Origin of the sequence: Enterococcus sp. AZ167 (genome assembly GCF_051714025.1) — a bacterium.
GTDB lineage: Bacteria > Bacillota > Bacilli > Lactobacillales > Enterococcaceae > Enterococcus_D > Enterococcus_D casseliflavus.
Map to the genome: position 1 here is coordinate 1,938,277 of NZ_JBIORB010000001.1, position 23,655 is coordinate 1,961,931.

Here is a 23,655-nt window from a genome sequence, read left to right on the forward strand (position 1 = left end):
GTTTTCATTTATGATGTTCATGTAAACTAAATGGAAAGAGGTAATCCCAATGGTAGAAATGGCCTTAAAAAATATCCACAAAAAATATGATAATAATGATGCGTATTCGGTAACTGATTTTAATTTAGATATCGCAGATCGCGAATTCATCGTTTTCGTTGGACCTTCTGGTTGCGGAAAATCAACAACGCTTCGAATGATCGCTGGTTTAGAAGATATTTCTGAAGGCGAATTGAGCATCGGTGGAAAAGTAATGAACGATGTGGCACCAAAAGACCGCGACATCGCGATGGTTTTCCAGAACTACGCATTGTATCCCCATATGACTGTTTTCAACAACATGGCATTTGGTTTGAAATTGCGTAAATACGACAAAGAAGAAATTAAAAAACGGGTAGAAAATGCCGCTGAGATCTTAGGATTGACAGAATACTTAGATCGTAAACCAGCTGCCCTTTCAGGTGGTCAGCGTCAACGGGTTGCCCTAGGCCGTGCCATCGTCCGTGATGCCAAAGTCTTCTTGATGGATGAGCCGTTGTCAAACTTAGATGCGAAATTGCGGGTTGCCATGCGTGCGGAAATCGCAAAATTACACCAACGTTTAGAAACAACGACGATCTATGTAACCCATGACCAAACAGAAGCGATGACCATGGCTGACCGGATCGTTATCATGAAAGATGGCTTCATTCAACAAATCGGTTCACCAAAAGAAGTCTACAACACACCGAAAAACATTTTCGTTGCCGGCTTTATCGGTTCACCAGCAATGAACTTCTTCAATGTTACGTTGAAAAACGGTATGATCTCTGATGGACAAAGCTTGAACTTACGTATTCCTGAAGGCAAGAACAAGATTCTTGTGGAAAAAGGGTACGAAGGCAAACAATTAGTCTTTGGTATTCGTCCAGAAGATATTCACAGTGAACAAATCGCATTGGAAGCTTCTCCTGAAGCAACTGTACGTGCCGAAGTAGTCGTATCTGAATTATTAGGTGCAGAAACGATGCTTTATACACGCGTAGGTGCGACTGAATTTATCTCGAAAGTTGATGCTCGTGACTTCCACCGTCCAGGTGAAACAGTTGATTTGGCTTTCAACATCAACAAAGCACACTTCTTCGACAAAGATTCAGAAAATGTCATCACACTTCCTTAATTTGTAGTTACCATGCACTGTTCTCGGATTTGCCCCCTAGGCAGTCGCATTTAACTAATATCCACTTTTATTCCTTATTTGTATCCCCTAAAAACAGACAGTCAGCAGACTGTCTGTTTTTGGGTTTCGTTGTGTTTCCTACGAAACGCTTAGTTACGAACGAGAAACCAGAAGCGGTGTAAGCAGCTCATTTCCCCCCTTCTACCGCCCACAGCCTCGATGCTTTAAGTACGTGAAACACTCGCCCATCACTTGCCTTTAGACAACATACGCGTGGTGTCAGCTTCGTCCTCTTCCCCCTCAACTTCTCTTTTGTTTGTCTATGATGCGATGTCCTAAACACGAGAAAACGAACCAACGGGCTTGCCACGCATTGCTGCTTAAGAGGGGCTTTCTTGGCTAGTGTAGGCAAAAAAGCACCACAAAAAGAGTAGTGCTTGTAGGGGATGACAAGCACTACTCTGGGGAGCCTATTCAACTGCTGACCACCTAGCTTTTTGCCAAGCTGCTGGTTAGCGATCGTTTTGCAAGAGGGTCAGGCTGTCTGCCAGGACAGCTTCGCCATCTAACAACTCGTAATCTGTTTCTTTGATCAATTTATAAGGCACCGCTTTGACCATGAGAAAGTCTTTCAATCGATTGACTTCGTACTTCGACTGCGGACCGATCAGCAAGGCATCGACAGTCTGCTGCTGCAGGATCTGTTCAGCAATGATGGCTGGTGCCGAATAGATATGCACGGCTAATCCTTTTTCATCTGCAGCTCGCTGCATATTTTTCACTAAGAGACCCGTAGTGATACCTGCGGTACAAATCAATAAAATCGTCTTTTGTGCTTGTTCCTCCATAAACAGGCCCTCCTACGATATTTTCTTTTTCTTATTGTAGATATCCAACACGACGGCCAGCAGCAAAATCAATCCTTTGATGGCTTGCTGCCAATCGACACCGACTCCTAAGATCGACATCCCATTGTTTAAGACACCCATCACGAGCCCACCAACGATCGCGCCCATCACAGTACCAATACCGCCTGAGGTGGAAGCACCGCCGAAATACACTGCGGCCATTGCATCTAATTCCATTGACGTTCCTGCTTGCGGGGTGGCTGCGTTCAACCGAGCGGCTAAAACCAAGCCCGCCAAAGCTGCCATCATCCCCATGTTCACGAAGACCCAGAAGGTGATTTTCTTCGTCTTGATCCCAGAAAGTTCGGCTGCTTTTTTGTTGCCGCCGGTTGCATAGATTTGACGACCAGCAACGGTTTTGTTAGTCAAAAAGCCATAAGCAGCCACGATCACCCCTAAGACGATCAAAATGATCGGATACCCTTGATAAGAGGCAAAGATATAGGTAGCGCCGAGAAATACGACCGCAGTAAAGACGGCTTTAAAGGCAAATGCTGCCATTGATTCCACTTCAAAAAGATTTTTTTTGCGACGCTCACGGGTCCGCCATTGGCCTAAAATCATGATGCCCGTGATCACTACACCTAAAATCATGGAAAGTAAATGGATCTGACCGCCTGCAATATCTGGCAAATACCCAGTAGAAATTTGTTGGAATGCCTTGGGAAACGGCGCCAATGATTGACCACCTAAGACGACTTGGGTCAGTCCTCGAAACATCAGTAAACCAGACAAGGTCACGATAAATGCTGGGATACCGACATACGCGACCCAGAAGCCTTGCCAGGCACCGATCACTGCGCCCATCAGTAAGCAAAGAGGCACTGCCAGCCAAGGACTGATGCCGTTATTGACCATTAAGACGCCTGCAATCGCACCGACAAACGCCATCACGGACCCTACGGATAAATCAACGTGTCCTAACAAGACGACCAAGAGCATACCAGCTGCCAAAACGAGAATATGACTGTTTTGCAACACGAGGTTGGTGATATTCAGCGGCCGCCAGAAAATCCCGTCGGTCATGAGCTGAAAGGCCACCAGCAGCACTGCTAAGATAATGATCATACTGTATTTGCTAAAGATTTCCAGTGCCTTTTCTTTCAGCGAATGGCTGCGTTCTTTTTTTAATTTATTGGTTGTTTCCATCTCAAACCCCACTCTCTTCTAATGTCATTAGATTCATCAATCGTTCTTGGTCCGCCTCTTCCCGCAGGACCTCGCCAGTGAAGCGGCCTTCGTTCATCGTATAGATTCGGTCACACATGCCTAATAGTTCTGGCAGCTCCGAGGAGATGATGCAAATGGCTTTGCCAGCTGCTGCCATCTCTTCGATGATCGTATAGATTTCGTATTTCGCCCCGACATCGATCCCACGGGTCGGTTCATCTAAAAATAAGATGTCTGGTGTGGTCATCAGCCATTTTGCCAAAACGACTTTTTGCTGATTCCCGCCGCTCAAGCTGCCGACGTTTTGATAGATCGAATTGGTTTTCGTCCGCATTTTTTTGCGGAATTCTTCAGCCATCGTGACTTCTTTTTCTTTATCGATGACCCCTTGGCGGCTGATTTTGGCAAGACTAGCAATGGTGGTATTCTCGCGAATATCCATCAGCAGATTCAAACCCAGCGCTTTTCGATCTTCCGACACATAGGCTAACCCATTTTTGATGGCGGTTGGCACGTCTTTGACAGAAATCGGTTGGCCGTCTTTATAGACTTCCCCCGAAATCGAACTGCCGTAGGAATGACCGAAGACACTCATGGCAAACTCTGTCCGTCCCGCACCCATCAAACCGGCGATGCCGATGATCTCTCCTTTGCGGATCATCAAGTTCAAATTCTCATTCACCACACGGGTATGGTCGATTGGATGATGGACCGTCCAATTTTTGACTTCAAAAAACGGTTCACCAATAGTGGGGTTCCGCTCTGGGTAGCGATTGGTCAAATCTCGGCCAACCATGCCGCGAATGATGCGCTCTTCAGAGATTTCGGCACCACTCAGCGTCTCGATCGTTTGCCCGTCACGTAAAATCGTGATGCGATCCGCCACATTGACGATTTCATTCAACTTGTGGGAGATGATGATCGAGGTGATCCCTTGGTTGCGGAACTCTTTGATCAGCTCTAACAGATTGGCACTTTCTTCTTCATTCAACGCCGCGGTTGGCTCATCTAAAATCAACAATCGGACGGATTTTGAAAATGCTTTGGCAATTTCCACCAGCTGTTGATGCCCGACACCGATTTGTGAAACCAGCGTATTCGGGTCTAATTTCAAGCCAACAATCTTTAAGAGGTTGTCTGTTTTCTTTTCGGTCAGATCCCAATCAATGATGCCGTGTTTGGCTTGTTCGTTTCCTAGAAAGATATTTTCTTTGATCGACAGGTAAGGACTTAATGCTAACTCTTGATGAATAATAACGATTCCTTTGTCCTCACTGTCTCGCAAATCTTTGAACTTGCATAACTCCCCTTCATAATAGATCTCTCCGTCATAGCTGCCGTAAGGATAGAGTCCGCTTAAGACATTCATCAGCGTGGACTTGCCAGCGCCATTTTCTCCACACAGTGCGTGGATCTCTCCTCGCTCGATCGAGAGGTTGACGTTATCAAGGGCGCGAACCCCTGAAAACTCTTTGACGATGCCTTTCATCATCAAAATATTATCTGCCATGTTCTTTCACCCTTTTCCTTTTTATGTAAAAGTGGTGCGCTGCCTTTGTAAGAAAAGCGGAAAGAACGAATATTGGGGATGATTCGTTCTTCCCTACTGCTTTCGGGGAAACTAGTATCTTTTCTCGCTGGATCAGCGCTTCTTGCTTAAATGCCTAGCTCTTCTTCTGTATAGTAATCGGTATCGATCAGTTCTTCTTTGTAGTTGTCGCTATCCACAGAAACGGGATTTGACAAGTAGGTTGGTACGACTTTGACGCCATTGTCATAGGTTTCCGTATCGTTGACTGGCACTTCCTCGCCATTGGTGATGGCTTCGATCATTTCGATCGTGTTTTTCGCCAACACCCGTGTATCTTTGAAAATCGTTTGGGTCTGTTCGCCCGCGATGATCGATTTCACCCCTGCCACCGTCGCATCTTGACCGGTAATCACAGGTAGTGGTTTATCGGAAGAACCATAGCCAACGCCTTTAAGCGATGAAATGATTCCTAGGCTGATTGGATCATAAGGTGAAAGAACGGCATCCAATGTTTGATCCGTATAGTTGGCACTCAACAAGTTGTCCATCCGAGCTTGCGCAGTTGAACCATCCCAACGCAAAGTAGCGATTTGGTTGAAGTTGGTTTGACCAGAAGGAACGACTAGCTGTCCGCTGTCAAAGTATTGTTGGAAGACCGAAAGGACCCCATTATAATTGATCAGTGCATTGTTATCATCTGGAGAGCCGCCGAATAATTCAATGTTAAATGGTCCTTCACCGTCTTTGAGACCCAATTTGTCTTCAATATAAGACGCTTGCAGCACGCCGACTCCAAAATTATCAAAGGTGGCATAATAATCGACGTATTCCGAGTTCATCAGTAAACGGTCATAGGCGATGACTGTGATATCTTCGTTATGGGCTTTTTCCAACACGTCTGTCAGTGCCGAACCATCGATCGAGGCGATCACTAAAGTATCAACGCCTTTGGTGATCATATTCTCAATTTGTGCCACTTGGTTTTCTACTTTGTCTTCTCCATATTGCAGGTCAGTTTTATAGCCGAGCTTCTCTAATTCTTCTACCATGTTGTCGCCATCTGCGATCCACCGTTCTGCCGATTTGGTCGGCATCGCGATCCCAACAAATCCTTTGTCTCCGTCACCGTTTGCCCCGCTGTCTGATCCATTCCCACAAGCTGCTAACAATCCGCCAACCAATAAGGTGGATGCTAGGACGACCAATTTACCAAAAGTACCTTTCATTGTGATCCCTCCATGTCTTTTTCTTACATTCTCAGTATAGCCAGTTAAGGAATCGCTTACATTTAGATTTTTTCGAGGTTTCTTGGATTTCTTGAGAAAAAACGACTCAGTTGCCCCCATTTCTTTTCGTAATCTTGGATTTTTTAAGATTCCCTTGGTTTTTATTTGATTTGATATTTTGTGTAAAGCGCTTCCGTATTTTTTAGTAGAATAGACCATAGAGGTGAAAAAAATGAGGAATATAAAAATTGGGTTACTCCTTTGTTTGTGTTTGTCTTTCTTGGCTGGTTGCCAAACAGTCAAAGAAACGACCGCTGAAACATCGGAAGAAAGTATCGTGATCGGTTTTTCTCAATCGGGAACAGAAAGCAGCTGGCGCAAGCGCCACACCGAATCGATTCGCACTGAATTAGAGAAGGAAGGCTATGAAGTGCTCTATCGTAACGGCTATATGAATCAAGAACGTCAGATTCAAGATATCCGCAGTTTTATCGTGTATCAAGTCGATGCCATCGTCTTTACCCCGATTCAGGAAAACAATTGGGAACCGATTTTGGAAGAAGCTGCGCAAGCGGGGATTCCCGTTTTCGTGGTGGACCGTCATGTCAACGTCAGCGATCCCTCCTTGTTTCTGACTCATATCGGGCCAAGCTTCAAAGCCGAGGGCAATCGTGCAGGTCTCTACGTCAGCAATTATTATAAAGAACATCAAAATGAAACGATCAATGTTTTAGAATTGACGGGACTGGATGCTACTTCTCCGACGTATTTGCGCTCAGAAGGGTTCCGAGAAACCATCAAGCGTGATTATGCCCACAACAATGTAACGATCCAAGTCAAAGATGAGCTAAATGGTGACTTCATTCGCCGCAAAGGCAAAGAAGTCATTGAACAATACATCGCAGAAGGCAAAATGGAGCAGATCGATGTCTTGTTCAGTCACAATGACGAGATGACTCTTGGCGCTCTTGAAGCCCTCGAAAAAACCGATATTGAGCCAGGGAAGGATTTGGTGATCGTATCGATCGATGCCCAAAAAGAAATGATCGACAAATTGAAGCAAGGGATCGTCAATTGTGTCGTTGAATGCAACCCAGATGCTGGTGTGTTCGTCAAAAATGCCATCTCGCGCTACTTGGCTCGCGGCGCCGATGCCATTCCTCGTGAAATCTATGTCCATGAAACAGTTTTTTCCAATGATATGGACTTTGATCAGATTCCACCGAGAAATTATTGAGGAGATGAAGATGAAAACAAAAAGTATCAAGGGCATCTTCCAGCAGACCAACAAACTGATGATCCTCGTCGCCTTTATCCCCCTCGTAGTAAGCAGTGTCTTTTACTCGCGGCAGATTTTTATTTACCAAAACACCATCAACAATATTGAAGAAGCCAATCAATTATCGGAAAAAGTCGATGCCATTGTCTTGGAAGAAATGTGGGATTTAGTCTTTGGTCAAAAAACCGTCGCACAAGTTCAAGAAACCAATGTGATCGATGAACTAAGGAGCGATCTGCAGCACATTCAAGAAAATACCAGCACTGCCAAAGAACTCAATATTTTAGCAGTCGCCTTTCGGACGCTCGATTCTTTAGAAACCTATCAGCAACAGTTGATCGATAATATTCTCAACGATGAACCGGTGGAACAAAACCAATACGTCATGATCCAAGTGGATTCGGTGATCGATTTGCTATCCGATATTTTGCAGCAGTTTGTCGGAGTAGAGATCAGCTTAGCCAGCCAGACCAATCACGAACTGGTCCAATCCGTGTTGCTGCTGATCCTTTTTCAAGTCGTGTTACTTTTGATCATCTTTGCGATCATCAATAAAAACCGCCGCTTTGTTCGAGATAATCTGCAATACCCGCTGGATCGGTTGTTAGACCTTTCCAATGAACTATCCCAAGGACATTTGAGCTACCGAGCAGAACTGCCCGAAACCCCAGAGCTGCGGACTCTGACGAGTAGCTTGAATCGAATGGCAGATGACTTGACTCGGCTCTTGGAAGAAAATGCCTTGAAGCAGTATCACTTAGCCCAAAGTGAGGTGCGGGTCTTACAAGCCCAGATCACTCCACATTTCATCTATAATAGTTTAGATGCGATCGTTTCTTTGATCGAAGCTGCCCGTTACGAGCAAGCAACCGAAATGACTTATGCGCTGTCAGATTTTTTCCGCATCTCCTTAAGCAAAGGGCAAGACTGGATTCCGCTGGAAAAAGAATTGCGGCATGTGGACGATTACTTGAAGATTTTGCAGATCCGCTATGGCAGGATGCTGTCTTACACCATTGAAGATCAAACCGTCAGTCCAGAACTACAGGTTTTGAAAATGGTCCTGCAGCCCCTTGTTGAAAACGCCGTATATCATGGCACCAAGTTTGTCCGTCGTGTCGGCATGATTCGAATCACAGTGTCAGAATTGCCTCACCAGATTCAAATGACCATCAGTGACAACGGCGTTGGGATCGACCCTGAGCGTTTGCAGGAGATTCGTCGTAACCTTAAAGAAACCACTGATCCCGCCTCTGAGAGCGGCTATGGCCTATATAACGTCTATCGCCGTCTCCAGCTGAACTACGGCAGCGAAGCGCAACTGACGATCCACAGTCAATACCAAGAAGGCACCACGATTAACGTCACAGTACCAAAAAGGGAGGAACCCAACCATGTACAAAGTGTTCATAGTTGAAGATGAACATCTGATTCGCGATAGTTTGCGCCACCAAATCATGACTCTTGCCAAACAATACCCGATCGTTTATAGCGATGAAGCCGCAGATGGCGAATTGGCGCTGGCTTCGATCCTTGATCTGCGTCCTGATATTATTATCAGTGATATCAAAATGCCGTTTATGGACGGCTTGGTCTTTGCGAAAGAAGCCAAGAAATTATTGCCGCAAGTTCGCATTATTTTCGTTAGCGGCTTTGATGATTTTGACTATGCAAAAACGGCACTGCAGCTGCAAGCAGACGATTACTTGCTCAAGCCCATCAAAAACGAAGAATTAGAACAAGCCATCAAAACCGTCGTTCAACACTTAGATGAACAACAAGCCACTCATCAGCAATTATCCAAAGAAGACGATTTATTCGAAATGGAAATCAAAAAGAATCACTTTCTGAATCACCTCTTTAAACAAAAGATCACGATCTCAGAAGCCTTTTTGCAAGCAGAAGAACTGGGCCGGCGCTTTTCAGGCAAACAGTTTTGTGTGCTATTAGCAAAAACCCCCTTCAATCAAAGCTTTTCTGACTACACTCGCTTTAGCCAGCAGCTGACCAAAGCCTATGAACAAGATGATGCCGTCTTGTTCTCCAGTGTGTCCAGCCGCTTCATCAAGTTTTTGCTTTTTGACCATGACCGAGAACAAGTTTTAGAAAAAGCCTATCAGATCGCTCAAAGCCTCGTTCATGGTTCTGGGGAAGAAGTAGCAGTGGCGATCGGACCGGTAGCAGATCGCTTCTCGGGTATCTCTCTTTCTTATCAGAAAGCTCGTGACATGCTAAAAACCTATGGTAGCATCCGCAAGGAAAAAATCATCAGCTATGAAGACGACATTCGCGAAGGGGAACTATCCCCCACCAATCCTTTCAAAACCGACCTTGCTTCACGGCTGGCAAATGCTGGGAAACAGACGATCCCTGAGCTGATCGCTGAATTGATGGCGCCTCAAGGAACCGTTGAGCGAACGCAAATGTACCGTTTGTTCGTCTTAGTCGAACTGCTGGCATTGTTGAAGAAAAGAGACAGTCATTCGTTGCCCCAGATCGTTCAACACGCCCATGACTTAGACTATCTAGCGGCATTGACCCATGAGCCAGAGAACTATCAAACGACTCTGGCAGAACTGTTGCCATTATTAACCAAACAACCCATCAATCCTGCAATGGCGAAATATCAAAGCGTCATCAATCAAGCCAAAACCTTTATTAGTGAGCACTTTTCTGATCCCAATATTTCCTTAAATGTAGTTGCTGAAAAAGTTCATTTGAGTCCAGCACATTTCAGCACCATCTTCTCGCAAGCCACTGATTCTACGTTTATCGAATACTTGACCGAGCAACGGTTGACCTTAGCTAAGGAACTGCTGTTAACGACCAATCTACGGCTATCTGAGATCGCCTTTGATGTTGGCTACAATGACCCAAATTATTTTTCCTTTTTGTTCAAGAAGAAAGAAAAAATCTCACCGAAAGAATACCGTCAAAAAAATGCCTAGATGAGTGAATGAATGGATGCAAAAAAAGAGTGAGGGACAGCAAAATCGTCCTCACTCTTTTTCATTTTCTACCTCATGCAGTTATTTCTTCTCCATAGCAGCTTTTAAAGCAGCTGCTAATGGGCTTTCTTGCGGTTCTTCTTGATTGATTTTGTTCATCAAGCGGCGTTCTTCGTGTTTCGACAGCTTTTTGCTGCGTTCCTTTTTATCCGCCATTTTTTCGGTGGTCCCATCGAATTTACAGCGGAAATAGGCGCCGTTTTTGCCTTCAATGATCTCCATCTTTCGGTGGCATTGCGGGCAGCGTCGGTTTGAAACTTTCGGGTCTTTCCGACGACGGTACTTGCAGGTGCCACTGGAGCAAACATAGATCTTGCCATCACGGGTATTTTTCTCCCGCAAGGGTTCACCGCATTCGGGACAACGTTTTTGGGTCAATGAGAAATCTTGGTACTTGCTTTCGCTTTGCTTGATTTCTTTGACCAGTTGTTTTGTGTCTGCTTCGATTTGTGCAAGGAAGGTTTGGGCAGAATAGGTGCCTTTCGCAATGGCTTCCAGTTCCTTCTCCCATTTTTCCGTCAATTCTGGTGTCACCAAGGATGGATTGACTAAGACTAACAGCTGCTTGCCTTTTGGCGATACTTGTAAGCCGCTTGGGGTCCGCTCCATCAGCTCAGATTTGATCAGCTTTTCAATGATCTCCGCACGGGTTGCCGGCGTACCGAGACTATGTTTTTCCATTTTACCTAAAAGAGTTCCTTCATTCAACGGTTTAGGTGGTGTGGTCAACTCTTTCTGGATGGTGAACTCAGGCTTGACGGTACTGCCTTTTTGCCAAGCTATGTCACTGGTTTCTTCTTCAGAAGTCGTTTTCCATCCCGCTTCTAACACGGTATTGCGGTTGAATACAAAGGTTTCTGAACCAAAGGTCACGGTCACTTTCTGCTGCTGCTTTTTATGGGGTTTCGCAAAGAGCATCAAGAAACGACTAACGATCATTTGATAGATCCGTTGTTCATCGGTAGTTAATTTTTCATAACGTGCCCGCTGTTCCGTTGGCAATAAGGCATGGTGATCGGTAACTTTTTTATCATTGAAGACAGCTTGCTGCACCACTTGTCCGCCATTTTTCAAGTATCCTTTGACTTCTGGGGCAAAATCCGCAACTGCCTGCAGGCGTTCCTTCATGGTTGCCTTCATATCATTGGTCAAATACTTGGAATCCGTCCTTGGGTAAGTGACGATTTTATGGGTTTCATACAAGCTTTGAACAAGCGACAAGGTCTTCTTGGCTGAAAATCCATAACGCTGATTGGCTTCTCGTTGGATCTCGGTCAAATCGTATGGCAATGGTGCACTTTCTGTTTTGACCTTTTCTTCGATCGCTGTCACGCGACCATTCTGTTGACTCATTTGCTTGACCAATGCTTCGGCGTCGCTGCGTTCTTTTAGTTGATAGGGATTTTTTTGCTGCAGGCGGGCCTTGGCATCGCCTACGTTTAGGGTAATCACATGATAGGTTTGCGGACGGAAACTCTCGATCTGCATTTCCTGACTGCGCACCAAAGCTAAGGTAGGGGTTTGGACCCGACCCGCACTAAGATTGTCTTGATATTTGACCGTCAATGCCCGGGTGACATTCAACCCTACCAGCCAGTCGGCTTTTGCCCGCGCAAGGGCGGAGTAGTAAAGATTGTCGTAGTGCTTGGCTGACTGCAATTTTGCAAAGCCTTCTTTGATGGCTTTAGGGGTTTGCGAAGAAATCCACAAACGTTTGACTGGTTTGTCAAAACGAACCCACTCCAAAATCCAGCGAGCGACTAGCTCCCCTTCTCTTCCCGCATCGGTAGCGATCACGACTTCCCCGACATCTTTTCTTTGAGCCAGTTGTTTGATGGCTTTTAGTTGATGACCGGTTTTTGGTAACGGTTTGATCCCGATGGACTTAGGAATCATCGGTAACGTTTCCATCTGCCATGATGCCCACTCTTTGTTTAAATCTTCAGGCATTTTCAAGCCCAATAAATGACCAAGGGCCCAAGTAACGATCGCCTTGGGTCCTTCGTAATAATTTTTATGTTTTTGCTCACAGCCCAAAACTTTGCTGAGGTCTTTGGCAACGCTTGGCTTTTCCGCTAGAATTAGTTGTTTCATAAAAATCTTTCCTGCTTTCATCGACGACTTGCTGATATTCTTTAAGCAATGCCAGTCCAATATATTGTTGGAGGTAATCGTCGCATTCTTCGCACCAGCGTTCGTCTTCTTCATTCCAAAAAGCCGTCATAAAGTTTGATTTTGCATTTATGTACGAATACTCTTCTCTGATTTCTTGCCATTTTTGTTCATAAAATGACTGCGCCTCGCTGAAAGTTGCAAATGTGAACGCCTCTTGAATATCTGACTGCCATCCCTCAAAAAACCACCACGGTTCATTGTCCCCATACATGACTACTACTTGATACATTCCATTGCTCCTTTCACGATTCCTTCCTCATATTAGTCACTTTTACTTAAACTTGCAAGGAATAAGTTTCAGCATTTAAACATTGCTTTAAAAATTCATTAAACCCTCGTTTTTTTGTACGATTTATCGGTTGTTTAAGATTACATCATTTCTATGCCCCTATAGTCTAGCATAGATGTTTCCTATTGTGAATATAACATCAAAAGATTAAAAAAATATCAAACAAGATTTATTTTAACCTCGTAAAAAAAATTTGTCTGCGATGGATATGCTACAATAATGACAACCACGAAATTGCCAGGAGGTGCCCCATGTATCTCGAACAAATCACTTTTCCCGATCAAGAGACCGAGTTTGATTTTTTCCTTTCCATCAAACGAACCGTTTATGATTCTTACTACCCTTTTCAGATTCTCAGTGCCCGCCTTTTTCAGCAGATCGATTTTGAACCGGTCACGATCTTATATGGCGGCAATGGTTCTGGCAAAACCACCGCATTGAACGTGATTGCCGAAAAGATCCACGCGCAGCGCTTTGCTGCGTATAATCGCTCGAATTTTTTCGAGGACTACTTAGCCTACTGTACTACTGGCAGCATCGACGAACCGCAAGAAAAAGTACTTTTGACCAGCGATGATGTCTTTGATTACATGCTGGCTATTCGAAACTTGAATCAAGGGATCGATCATCGCCGAGAAGAAGTATTCCAAGAATACTACCAAGCAAAGTATGCAGACTTTCGTTTCACGGGTTTTGACGATTACCATGAATTGAAGAAAATCAATCTTGCACAATCTAACACACAGTCCAAATTCACCCGTAAGCACTTGATCGACAATGTCCGAGAATATTCCAATGGTGAAAGTGCCTTTCGCTTCTTTCAAGAAAAGATTCGTCCCAACAGCCTTTACTTATTAGATGAACCAGAAAATTCTCTTTCTGCTGAGCGTCAGCTGGAACTGGTGCAGTTACTGGAAGATTTTGTTCGCTATGAACAGTGTCAGTTCATTATTGCTACCCATAGTCCTTTCGTTTTGTCTTTAAAGGAAGCCAAAATCTATGATTTGGATCAAACGCCCGTCGATGTTCGGAAGTGGACCCAGTTAGCTAGTGTCCAGCAGTATTACCGCTTTTTTCAAGCACACCAAGCCGAATTTGATGATCGATCATGAGCCAAGCAACCCAGTTTCCGTCAAAGATTTCTTTTGGCGGCTTTTTTTCCGCCACACTCACACAAAGACCAAAATCAAATTGATCAGAGCAATAAAGAAGGCGATAACTCCCGCAATCTTGCCCCACTTGACTTCTGCTTGATTATACTGATCGGAATGCCCCGCAATTTGAGAGGACAAAAAGTAGAACTTTTTAAAAACAAGCAAATACCCGGCTAAACCCAATAGTACGGCTAAGGCAAGATGGTTGATTTGGCTTGAAACGACCTGAGCCTGATGAAGCATCACCACCCCTACGACACTAACGACAAACCCCGATTTCATGAGATTGGCTTTGGTACGATTCATGCTCCTCCTTGTATATTAGAGTTAGGGTTTTAACCTTCCGGTTTTGATTGGATAACCCTATGAACCATCGTTATTTTAATTTGGTATTAACTCATTCATTTTGAGATAATATATTTATTGGATTGAGAGGCTATGCCGTTGCCTCCTTGAGTTTTGAAGCTCGTAATCGAAAGACTGGCACCTCTCTCTGATAAGTGGATTACGTATGAGTTAGATGTTGAAAGTTTTTGCTTTACTCCGTATCTCGTACAAGGTAGTGACGCTTTTCAGTTGAGCGGGTTTCAATCCAAAATATTTTTTTAGAAAGGTCAAATGTATGTACTTCTTAGGAATTGATATCGGCAAGCGAACTCACGTGGCTTCTTTAATGAGTGAAGAAGGTAAAGTGATCCTAAAAGGTTTTTCTTTCCCTAACACTACTGAAGGAGCTGATTCCCTGATTGAGCGGCTTTCAAAATATTCAGAGACTCCCGCTGACTTTATTGTCGGAATGGAAGCTACGGGTCATTATTGGCTCTCCATCTTTTCATACCTCCACGAATCAGACTTTTTGATTCACGTTGTGAATCCTCTTCAAACCGATGGCTGGCGCAAAGGAACAGAAATCAGAAAACGAAAAAATGATATTATTGATTCTGTTTTGATTGCTGACTTGATGCGTTATGGTTCCTTTGTAGAAACAGTATTGTCTGATGAAAATGTTTTTTCGTTAAAACAACTTTCACGTTACCGAACCTATTTAGTAGGTACCGCAAGCGACTTCAAACGAAAAATCATAGCTGTACTAGATCAAGTGTTTCCTGAATATGCATCAATTTTTTCTAAACAAGGTATTTTCGGAAAAGCGTCTAAAGAGTTATTGCTTGAGTTTAGTTCTCCTATAGAGCTAGAAGAAATTTCGGCAGAAACGTTGGCTCAATACTTAGCTGAGTTAAGCAGGAACCGAATAAAGCCAGAGAAAGCAGATCAATTGAAGCAAGCAGCTTCTAACTCCTTTGGAGTGAAATTTGCTCAAGAAGCTTTTACATTTCAATTACGCTCCATGATTGAACAATTGAAATTCATCGAAAGCCAAGTAAAAGAAACTGAAAAAGAAATTAAGCGCATAATGAGTAATTTAGACTCTGTTATTCTCACAATCCCTGGAATCGGCCCTATAAATGGCGCGACAATTCTTGGTGAAATTGGAGACATTCGCAAATTTTCTAATCCGAAAAAACTGGTTGCTTATGCTGGCATAGACGCGTCTGTGTCCCAATCTGGGCAATACGAAGCAACACATAATGTTATGAGCAAGCGTGGATCTCCATACTTACGAAAAGCCTTGTTTTCAGCTGCTCTAGTTGCTTCTCAATGTGATCCTGTTTTTCGCGCGTTTTATCAGAAAAAAATTTCTGAGGGAAAGCATCATCTGACGGCCTTAGGTGCTGTTTCTCGTAAGCTTTGTTATGTGATTCATGCTATTTTAACTAAAAATGAACCTTATAAGATTGTTTCCGATTAGCTATTGAACAATCAAAAAAATCTAATAGTGAAAGGTCTATTTGTTGTACTCATTTTTTGGACTTAACTGTTATAAAATATTTTTTTGATTTAGCTAATTTTCACTTGACTCTATATAGTTAGTCTTTCTTTTAAAAATGCCAATGCATCAAAAAAATTCATTTTCTACCTAAATTATAGCATAATTTGACTAAAAAAATAAAATCCAAGAACTCGTAAACGAATGTTCTTGGATTTTTATCAATCGAAAAAGATGATTACTTGCTGGCTAATCACCACCAGCAAAAATTTCTTCTTTATTATAAATCGGTGTATGTTTTTTCAAGTCTTCAAGGGTTCCTACTTGTCTCCCTTTGGAGTAAAAACCATCTAACAAGCCTAAAGATTGGAAAATCGTTTGCTTATAGGCAATTTCCGCATTCCATTCCGTGGTATCTAGTATTTGCAAAGCTTTATGGATTGCTTCGATGCCAGATGCTCCTGGCGCACTGATCAGTACCCCATGACTGTTGAGGAGTAACATATTCGGTAAGGCAAGTTGTTCTTTTTTCATATAATCAGAAACTAATTCTGCTAATTCTGGTGAGCAATTAGGTTCAAAGTCTAGTACAGGAATATAGCCAATTTTTTGGGTCGCTTCCGTTAAGTTAGGCATATCCAATCCGGCGGTTGCCCAAAACATTGAGTGAGGAGAATGGGCATGTAAGACTGCTTTTATCGCTGGATTCGTATCATAAATCGCTTCGTGTAAGTTGATTTCTCGTGTCAGCTGTCCTACCCCATCAATCACCTTTCTCGTATGAGGCTCAACGACTAAAATCTGGGCTGGTGAGACTTCTCCTAAATAGGCTTCTGACATCATAGTTGGTGTCATAATAATGTATTCTTTTCCAGTTTCATCGGTTGTTTTAAAAGAAAAATTACCGCCTGCAACATTTGTATTCTTCCTGGTAAAAATCAATTTTACGATTCGTGCTAAATCTTCCCGTTCTCTTTCAAAAATCATCCGTCCATCTGACATATTCAAGACCACCTTTTTTATTTTTCAAACGTTTTGTTGCGTAAGATTGTTTGAACAGCTTCTCTTACTTTTGCTGCTTCTTCCTCTTTTTTCTTTTTCCGTTCATCATATTCTTTAAAAAGTACTGGACTGCCATATTTATACACACAGACTGCTAGACCAATCGCTACGACATTAAATAGGTACTGTTGTGTCACCAAAGCTAAGAGATAGCAGCCAATTGCTAGAAAAAGAAGCAATTGCCATTTTATTTTTTCGCTCTTTCCCATTCCTGTCGCCCTTTCCTTTTTGAAAATATTAGCCATTCGTCGCACGCACTTGCGTCGATTGGGTCCCTTGTTCTTCATATCTTTGACTTGGTACCTTTACCTTACTCATATATTTATACAACCAGACAAACATTGCGATAAACACAACGGAACCGACGATACCCAAGATATTTCCTTTAAACGCTTCTGCAAATAAAATTCGAAATTCTGGTCCTTCGATCGAAGACCAAGTGATTTGCTGCCCTTTTTGTATTCCTTCTACTGCGCCGGTTCGATCTGCTAAGCCCGTTAAGATCGGCGTCAAATACGTAGCTGCATATAGATAGATTGGCATCGAAATAACCCCCATGATCAGCATACGAACCAAGTTTCCGCCGGTAAGCAATAATCCACCTACTGCGATCGAATAGTTAATGATTCCTGCTAAAGGCAACACAGCATTTCCTGGCAAGATGATGGCATAGCCAATAAATACAGGTACCAACAAGATAGCAGTGACCCAAATCTCAGAGCGACCAGCTAATACAGGCCAATCTAACCCAATGTAAACTTCCCGATCTTTAAAGCGTTTTTTCATCATTTCCGACATTGCATCAGCAAGTGGTGAAAGGGACTGCATAAACATTTTTGAGATCATTGGGAACAAAGCCATTGCCGTCGCGATTTGAATAGCTAAATTCAATGAACCTGACACGCCATAGGCTGCGGCTAACCCCAAGCCTAAGCCTATGAGAAAGCCCATCACCGAATTTTCAGAGAAGATGCCGATTTTCTTTTTTAAGGCTTTGGTATCGGCACGTCGATTAAAGAAAGGAATTTTATCCATAATCACATTGATCGGTAATAAAAGTACTGCTGAAATATTCATCAAGTGGGTCACTGTTACTAAAGGAATACCAGTCAAGTCCTCAATGTGGCGTTGGAACATATCCCCCATCTTAAGTTCCAAGATAACCTGTACGACGGCGGTGATAAACCCAGCAAGTAAACTCCCACTGATAAAGTAGACTAGATAGGCAGTCAGCGCTTTGCCCCATACATTCCACATATCAACATTCAACGTCTTGGTCCAGTTCAAAATCAACATGACAAAATTCACACCAAGAACGACGGCAAAGAAAACAAATGCATAAGACCATGACCAGGTGATACTTGCTGCTCCTGTCCAACCTAAATCTAGCGCAGGCAAGTTCAAGCCAGTATTTTTCGCCAATGCTTCGGAAGCTGGACTAACTGCATTTGACATAAAGCCGATGACCATCGACATCCCAGTAAAAGCAATACCTAACGTGATCGCAGACATAAAGGCTTTTTTGAATTTCATCCCTGCAACCAAGCCTAGGATTAAAATGATTAGCGGCACAAAAATAGCGGAACCTAAACCTAAAATATAATTGATAATGTCTTGAAATACTTGCATTTTTTTCACTTCTTTCTTTTGATAGGATGTTTTGTGCTAGCCAATCAATTCTTTGATTTCTTCATAAATCGTATCCATACCCATACCTGTAAGAAACGGAATTCCAGCAAAAACGTGTACACCTAGCTCAGCCGCTTTTTCCAATACTTCATCATCTGGCTGTGCAACATACACATAAATTCCTGTCGACGGCAATTCGTTTTGGATCGACTTGTAATCAACTGCTTCAACGGGGAAATCGATCCCGTCATCTTCAAGCATCCCAGCAATTTTACTTGCGATCGTTTGACTTGTTGCAACGCCACTTCCACATGCTACGATCAATCTTCTTTTCATCTTGAATCCCTCCAAAAATTTTATTTTGTATACTGTGTAACTAATTGATAAATTGCCTGTACTTCTTGTGTCCCAATGAATGCCTTTACAAATCCTTCATCCATAAATAATGCCATTAACGATTGCAGTAAGCCGACTTGCTCTTTTGGTTCTTTGATCCCTAGAAAAAAGAGATTCTTGACCTGCATTTCTTGACTGTCACCCATTTGCTTCATCTTCACCTCGTTTTTCAGACGCACGATCGCTATAAAAGGCTTTTCGACATACGCTGGTTCTGAATGAGGCAAGCCAATATTCAAATACTGTGTAATCAGCCCAGTTGGAAAGGCTTGTTCTCTTGCTAGTAATCCTTCTACATACTGTTCATTCACAAAACCTTGTTCCTGTAATCGTTTGGCTATCTCTTCAAATAGTTCTTTCAAATCCTCTCCTTCCACGTCGAGAAAAATCAGCCTTTCATCAAACATGCTCGTATAGCCCACCTATTCTTCCTCCTTGTTCAACTTTAATGATAAATATTGTTAAACTTTGTTACAATGTGTTTTACAATGTAAATATACAATAGTTAATTTTTCTTGTAAACGCTTTCTTTTCGTATTTTTTCCAAACTAATTACTTTTATCGATACATAAAATTATCGAACTTTAACAAAGATGAACATTTATCCTTGCTTTTTCCAAAAGTAAATGCTATTAATTAATGTATAAAGAAGACAGTTGAAAAAGAAACTTAAAAAAATCGTTAATCAACCAGAGGTGAAACTATGTTAAAGAAAGAACGGCAAGAAAAAATTCTAGCGCTAGTGAATCAGCACGATTACTTATCCATTGCAGAAATAGCCAAAACATTAGACGTTTCCGATATGACCATTCGTAGAGATATTACAGAGTTAGCGAATCAATCTTTATTGGTAAAAATCTATGGTGGCGCCCAAAAACTCGAAAAAATCGAACACGAGCTTTCTACTCAAGAAAAAATCGATACGAATGTTGCTGAAAAAAAATTCATCGGAAAAGTGATGAACAGTATCATTTCAGACAACGATACTATCTATATCGGTGCTGGAACTACGATGCTTCACGCTTTACCTGAACTAAAAAAAGCAAACTTATTCGTGATCACAAATAGTTTGCTTGCTTTTAATTATTTGATTTACAACACAGACTATCGTGTCTTATTGACAGGCGGAGAATTTTCCCGCACGACGGAAGAATTTTATGGGGAAACGGCAGAGAAGAGTTTTGAAAATCTAAATATCGATATCGCTTTTGCTGCTACAAATGGGATCTTTGAAAATAATATCACCACTGCGAATCTTGTTGAAGGTTCGATTCAACGAGTCGCTTTCAAGCATTCCCGCAAAAAATGCATCGTTGCGGATAGTTCCAAGTTTAATCGCTCCGACGTTTACACCTTTTACTCACTTTCAGATATCGACTATTTGATCACTGATGATAAACTTTCTGAGACTACTTTTGAGTATTATCGCTCCTTTACAGAGATCCTCAAGGAGGAACAAAAATGATTTTAACCATCACAATGAACCCTTCCATGGACTACAACTATTTGGTTCCTTCGTTGAAATTGGATCAAGTAAATCGGGTAGATAACCCACATACATCAATTGGGGGAAAAGGTATCAATGCTGGCAGAGTCATCGCACAATCTGGGGAAGACGTTTTATTGACAGGTATTTTAGGTGGACCTGTAGGCAAAACGATCCTTGATTCTTTACTAGCCGAAGAACGTTATGTATTGGATTTCCTAACCATCGATGGTAATTCTCGCAATGCGATCACGATCATGCATGACGGTAACACCCATACAGAGCTAGTAGAAAAAGGACTTTATCTATCGGAGAAAAACGAACAACTTTTTTACCAACACCTTGCAGCATTAATTGAACAACATCCCATCACGGTCGTCTGTATTTCTGGATCAGTAAATTCTGATAATGGGCATTTTCACGATCAATTGCTTCAATTCATCCGTAAGACATTAGGTGAGCAGGTACCAATCCTCATGGATATAGCAGGTGAACAACTAAAAAATTGTTTGACTCAAACGAATGCTCGTCCGAATTTTATTAAACCGAATCAACAGGAATTGGAAGAACTAATAGGTCAAAAATTACATTCATCTCAAGACATTTTCTCTGTCTTGGAGAGCACTCTTTTCGAAGGAATCGACACCGTCATGGTATCTCAAGGCGGCGATGGGGCAATCGTTAAACATCAGTCGACTTTTTATAAGATTGAGATTCCTAAAATCGCCATCGTTAATACGACTGGCTGTGGCGATTCAACTGTTGGTGGCATGGCTGTTGCATTGAATAAACAGTATCCAATGGAACAAGCATTGACCTATTCGATGGCTTGTGGCATGTCTAATGCGCTTTCGAAAACAAACGGTACGATCGATCCTGCACAAGTCGCTGCATTTAGCGAACAGATCCACCTTTTCAAGATCAAAGAATAATCGGCTACCTATTTTTTGGTTCTCTTGATTACGCAAAACATTCGTTGGTACAAATAAAAAAAGCCCTAGCTAAGTGCAACTGATTGGTTCAGTGGTCTTAGCTAGGGCTGATTGTGTTAGTGGTTAAACATATTGTAATTCTTTGGCTTCTTTGTAGGCTGCATCGATCAAACCGCCGCCCAAGCATTCCATCCCGTCATAAAAAACGACTGCTTGTCCAGGAGTGATGGCGCGGACTGGTTCGTCAAAAATCACTTCTGCTCGATCTCCATCTAATAGACGCACCGTTACCGGTACATCTTGTTGACGGTAGCGGAATTTTGCTGTGCATGAAAATTCCCTGCCGCGGTCTTGTTCTGTAGTAAAGTGGATTTGGCTTGCTTCCAAGCGATCTGCATACAATGCGGGGTGATGGAATCCTTGTCCCACATACAAAGTGTTGGTCGCTAAGTCTTTTCCTACGACAAACCATGGTTCTTGAGTGGCACCGCCGCCGCCAATGCCTAAGCCTTGACGTTGTCCGATGGTGTAGTACATCAAGCCATCGTGTTGTCCTTTGACTTCGCCATCTAATGTAACCATATTGCCTTTTTTCGCTGGCAAGTAATTACTCAAAAATTGTTTGAAATTCTTTTCTCCGATAAAGCAGACACCCGTGGAATCTTTTTTCTTGGCTGTTGCTAGTCCTGCCCGTTCAGCGATCGCTCGTACTTCTGATTTTTCCATGCCGCCTAGTGGGAACATGGTTTTACTCAATTGTTCTTGTGACAATTGGCTTAAGAAATACGTTTGATCTTTGTTGTTATCCACGCCTCGCAACATATGGGTCACGCCGTTTTCATCAACGGTCACTTGCGCATAATGGCCAGTTGCTACATAATCGGCACCAAGATCCATCGCATAATCCAAAAAGGCTTTGAACTTGATTTCCTTGTTACACATGACATCTGGATTTGGTGTCCGTCCGGCACGGTATTCTGCAAGAAAATATTCAAATACACGATCCCAATATTCTTTTTCGAAATTCACTGAATAATAAGGAATCCCTATTTGCGCAGCCACTTTGGCTACGTCTTTGTAGTCTTCTGTTGCGGTACAAACACCGTTTTCATCGGTATCATCCCAATTTTTCATAAAGATCCCGACAACATCATACCCTTGTTCTTTCAGCAAAAGTGCTGTTACTGACGAGTCTACCCCGCCACTCATTCCAACCACCACACGGGTGTTTTCGTTAGACATGATCGTTTCACCATCATTTCAATTATAGATTCTGAAATCATCTACGATTTGAAGGTCGCAACTTTTCAGTAATTTGCATTATACAACAAAACACAAAAAAGTTCACTGTTTGCTGTCTTTTCTTATAAATTCCTTTTTTAGAAAAGTCATCTGGAGGATACCCGCTGTCTGTTCTCCCCCCATTCAGCCCAATAGAAGAAGCGCTGCTTTTTGTGTATCTTATCGACAACCATCCAAACGACTCCCATTGTTCAAAGACAACTAGATAAGCGAATGCTAAGAAGCCGCATTTTACCTTTTAAACGGTCGTTTGTCATAAAATCGTATGGAATTCTTCAGGAAAAGCAGAAATGCCGCTATCAGAAAAAGACTATACTTCTTTTAGATACTACTTTATGAGGAGGGGCATTTCATGAGATCACACACAGGGATATCGAAAACTAGGAGAAACAACGGAAAGAAAAGAAAGAGCCTTGCGCTACTGCTTTTTCTCATCGGTGGTGTTTTTGTCATTCATTACGTGATTGATCAGGTCAGGGATGCTGCGTTTGATCAGACAGCGCTTGTCTCAAAAGAGTTCACTCACCAAGCCAATCAAGCGATTCAACAAGCGATGGCAGACACGCAGCAAGTGCCGTTGATTGTACAAACCGATCAACGCTGGGGCAATGACACATATGGATATGGAGAAACGCAAAATACGTTTGCAGCAAACGGGTGCGCTATTGCTTCTTTAGCGATGATCGATTCTTTTTGGACGGATCATCCGTCGAATCCTGACAAACTATTAAAGTGGGCTGGCGATCAATTTTATCTTCCCAAACAAGGAACGAGTTGGCAAATCTTTCCTCAGTTTGCCGAAGCTTTTGGTTACCAATTTGCCGATTTAGGAAGTTCCTTTGCGGCTGCCTATGAGAAAATGACACAAGGCATCCCCGTTGTGGTCTCGGTTCAATCAGGAACCTTTACGACCTCAGGACATATCATGGTATTGGCTTTGAACAAAGAAGGAAATGTTCAAGTATTCGATCCTAATGATTCCCCCAAAAAAGCTCATTATGAGAAAAGCTATCCTAACGATGTCTTTCAAGCAGAAGGAATCCATTATTGGAGCTTTTGGCTTTGATGTTCTGACCGGCTGAAGCTGCAAAAACACGCCATTTTTGCGACAAAAAAGACTA

Annotated in this window: 22 protein-coding genes; 9 read left to right on the top strand and 13 right to left on the bottom strand. The window is 42.7% G+C overall.

The genetic code is table 11. The features are described 5' to 3' along the window. Positions 1–49 precede the first annotated feature (49 nt). Complete coding sequence (locus IGJ05_RS09070; RefSeq protein WP_005227260.1) at positions 50–1,159, top strand: ABC transporter ATP-binding protein; 1,110 nt, start codon at positions 50–52, stop codon at positions 1,157–1,159. Positions 1,160–1,671: 512 nt separating this feature from the next. On the opposite strand, the gene IGJ05_RS09075 is transcribed toward IGJ05_RS09070, so the two are convergent. From IGJ05_RS09075 to chvE, 4 genes are all read right to left on the bottom strand, one after another. Further along, positions 1,672–2,007 (bottom strand): PTS sugar transporter subunit IIB, encoded by a 336-nt coding sequence (locus IGJ05_RS09075; RefSeq protein WP_010748708.1) that lies wholly within the window; start codon positions 2,005–2,007, stop codon positions 1,672–1,674. Between the two features lie 12 nt (positions 2,008–2,019). Continuing rightward, a complete protein-coding gene (gene mmsB / locus IGJ05_RS09080) occupies positions 2,020–3,216 on the bottom strand; it encodes a multiple monosaccharide ABC transporter permease (RefSeq protein ID WP_266167029.1) in 1,197 nt (398 codons plus the stop codon). A 1-nt stretch (position 3,217) separates the two neighbouring features. After that, positions 3,218–4,747, bottom strand: a complete 1,530-nt coding sequence (mmsA, locus tag IGJ05_RS09085) for a multiple monosaccharide ABC transporter ATP-binding protein (RefSeq protein WP_005231476.1) — start codon at positions 4,745–4,747, stop codon at positions 3,218–3,220. A gap of 146 nt (positions 4,748–4,893) precedes the next feature. Continuing rightward, positions 4,894–5,994, bottom strand: coding sequence for a multiple monosaccharide ABC transporter substrate-binding protein (gene chvE, locus IGJ05_RS09090; protein WP_005231478.1), 1,101 nt, complete (start codon positions 5,992–5,994; stop codon positions 4,894–4,896). Positions 5,995–6,226: 232 nt separating this feature from the next. On the opposite strand from chvE, the gene IGJ05_RS09095 reads away from it, so the two are divergent. The 3 genes from IGJ05_RS09095 to IGJ05_RS09105 are packed head-to-tail and all read left to right on the top strand — an operon-like array spanning position 6,227 to position 10,221. Continuing rightward, entirely contained in the window at positions 6,227–7,231 is a 1,005-nt protein-coding gene (locus tag IGJ05_RS09095; protein WP_266167030.1) for an ABC transporter substrate-binding protein, read from the top strand. Between the two features lie 10 nt (positions 7,232–7,241). After that, the gene (locus IGJ05_RS09100) at positions 7,242–8,690 is read left to right on the top strand and encodes a sensor histidine kinase (protein WP_010748706.1); all 1,449 of its coding nucleotides are present in this window, start codon (positions 7,242–7,244) and stop codon (positions 8,688–8,690) included. Then, positions 8,668–10,221: a response regulator gene (locus IGJ05_RS09105; protein WP_266167031.1), complete on the top strand. Its 1,554-nt coding sequence runs from the start codon at positions 8,668–8,670 to the stop codon at positions 10,219–10,221. The genes IGJ05_RS09100 and IGJ05_RS09105 overlap by 23 nt, the downstream gene beginning before the upstream one ends. Before the next feature lie 81 nt (positions 10,222–10,302). Here IGJ05_RS09105 and IGJ05_RS09110 read toward each other — a convergent pair whose 3' ends face one another. Together IGJ05_RS09110 and IGJ05_RS09115 are read right to left on the bottom strand one after the other, a co-directional pair. Further along, positions 10,303–12,375: a DNA topoisomerase III gene (locus tag IGJ05_RS09110; RefSeq protein WP_005232250.1), complete on the bottom strand. Its 2,073-nt coding sequence runs from the start codon at positions 12,373–12,375 to the stop codon at positions 10,303–10,305. Then, positions 12,308–12,685 carry a DUF1033 family protein gene (locus IGJ05_RS09115; protein ID WP_005227251.1) on the bottom strand — a complete coding sequence of 126 codons (378 nt, stop codon included), beginning with the start codon at positions 12,683–12,685 and terminating at the stop codon, positions 12,308–12,310. Before IGJ05_RS09115 ends, IGJ05_RS09110 begins: the two co-directional genes overlap by 68 nt. A gap of 311 nt (positions 12,686–12,996) precedes the next feature. On the opposite strand from IGJ05_RS09115, the gene IGJ05_RS09120 reads away from it, so the two are divergent. Continuing rightward, on the top strand, positions 12,997–13,857 hold the full coding sequence (locus IGJ05_RS09120; RefSeq protein ID WP_010748704.1) for an AAA family ATPase: 861 nt from the start codon (positions 12,997–12,999) through the stop codon (positions 13,855–13,857). Positions 13,858–13,914: 57 nt separating this feature from the next. Here IGJ05_RS09120 and IGJ05_RS09125 read toward each other — a convergent pair whose 3' ends face one another. Next, positions 13,915–14,205, bottom strand: coding sequence for a hypothetical protein (locus tag IGJ05_RS09125; protein ID WP_010748703.1), 291 nt, complete (start codon positions 14,203–14,205; stop codon positions 13,915–13,917). A 316-nt stretch (positions 14,206–14,521) separates the two neighbouring features. On the opposite strand from IGJ05_RS09125, the gene IGJ05_RS09130 reads away from it, so the two are divergent. Continuing rightward, positions 14,522–15,709: an IS110 family transposase gene (locus IGJ05_RS09130; protein ID WP_010748508.1), complete on the top strand. Its 1,188-nt coding sequence runs from the start codon at positions 14,522–14,524 to the stop codon at positions 15,707–15,709. Positions 15,710–15,976: 267 nt separating this feature from the next. Here IGJ05_RS09130 and IGJ05_RS09135 read toward each other — a convergent pair whose 3' ends face one another. Genes IGJ05_RS09135 through IGJ05_RS09155 form a run of 5 tightly spaced genes read right to left on the bottom strand, consistent with a single transcriptional unit; the run spans position 15,977 to position 19,236 of the window. After that, positions 15,977–16,729 (bottom strand): class II aldolase/adducin family protein, encoded by a 753-nt coding sequence (locus IGJ05_RS09135; RefSeq protein WP_266166168.1) that lies wholly within the window; start codon positions 16,727–16,729, stop codon positions 15,977–15,979. 17 nt (positions 16,730–16,746) lie between these two features. Continuing rightward, on the bottom strand, positions 16,747–16,998 hold the full coding sequence (locus tag IGJ05_RS09140; protein ID WP_008376154.1) for a hypothetical protein: 252 nt from the start codon (positions 16,996–16,998) through the stop codon (positions 16,747–16,749). A 28-nt stretch (positions 16,999–17,026) separates the two neighbouring features. Further along, entirely contained in the window at positions 17,027–18,418 is a 1,392-nt protein-coding gene (locus IGJ05_RS09145) for a PTS galactitol transporter subunit IIC (RefSeq protein WP_010748700.1), read from the bottom strand. 36 nt (positions 18,419–18,454) lie between these two features. Beyond that, complete coding sequence (locus tag IGJ05_RS09150; RefSeq protein WP_005227245.1) at positions 18,455–18,754, bottom strand: PTS sugar transporter subunit IIB; 300 nt, start codon at positions 18,752–18,754, stop codon at positions 18,455–18,457. 20 nt (positions 18,755–18,774) lie between these two features. Beyond that, complete coding sequence (locus tag IGJ05_RS09155; protein WP_005227244.1) at positions 18,775–19,236, bottom strand: PTS sugar transporter subunit IIA; 462 nt, start codon at positions 19,234–19,236, stop codon at positions 18,775–18,777. Between the two features lie 281 nt (positions 19,237–19,517). Between IGJ05_RS09155 and IGJ05_RS09160 the strand changes: the two genes are divergently transcribed. Together IGJ05_RS09160 and IGJ05_RS09165 are read left to right on the top strand one after the other, a co-directional pair. Continuing rightward, positions 19,518–20,279: a DeoR/GlpR family DNA-binding transcription regulator gene (locus tag IGJ05_RS09160; protein ID WP_005227243.1), complete on the top strand. Its 762-nt coding sequence runs from the start codon at positions 19,518–19,520 to the stop codon at positions 20,277–20,279. Continuing rightward, positions 20,276–21,232: a 1-phosphofructokinase family hexose kinase gene (locus tag IGJ05_RS09165; RefSeq protein WP_010748699.1), complete on the top strand. Its 957-nt coding sequence runs from the start codon at positions 20,276–20,278 to the stop codon at positions 21,230–21,232. The genes IGJ05_RS09160 and IGJ05_RS09165 overlap by 4 nt, the downstream gene beginning before the upstream one ends. A 123-nt stretch (positions 21,233–21,355) precedes the next feature. Here IGJ05_RS09165 and mnmA read toward each other — a convergent pair whose 3' ends face one another. Then, positions 21,356–22,474: a tRNA 2-thiouridine(34) synthase MnmA gene (gene mnmA / locus IGJ05_RS09170; protein WP_034695311.1), complete on the bottom strand. Its 1,119-nt coding sequence runs from the start codon at positions 22,472–22,474 to the stop codon at positions 21,356–21,358. 412 nt (positions 22,475–22,886) lie between these two features. Here mnmA and IGJ05_RS09175 point away from each other — a divergent pair, with 412 nt between their 5' ends. Further along, positions 22,887–23,600, top strand: coding sequence for a C39 family peptidase (locus IGJ05_RS09175; protein ID WP_010748697.1), 714 nt, complete (start codon positions 22,887–22,889; stop codon positions 23,598–23,600). The last annotated feature ends 55 nt before the right edge of the window (positions 23,601–23,655 follow it).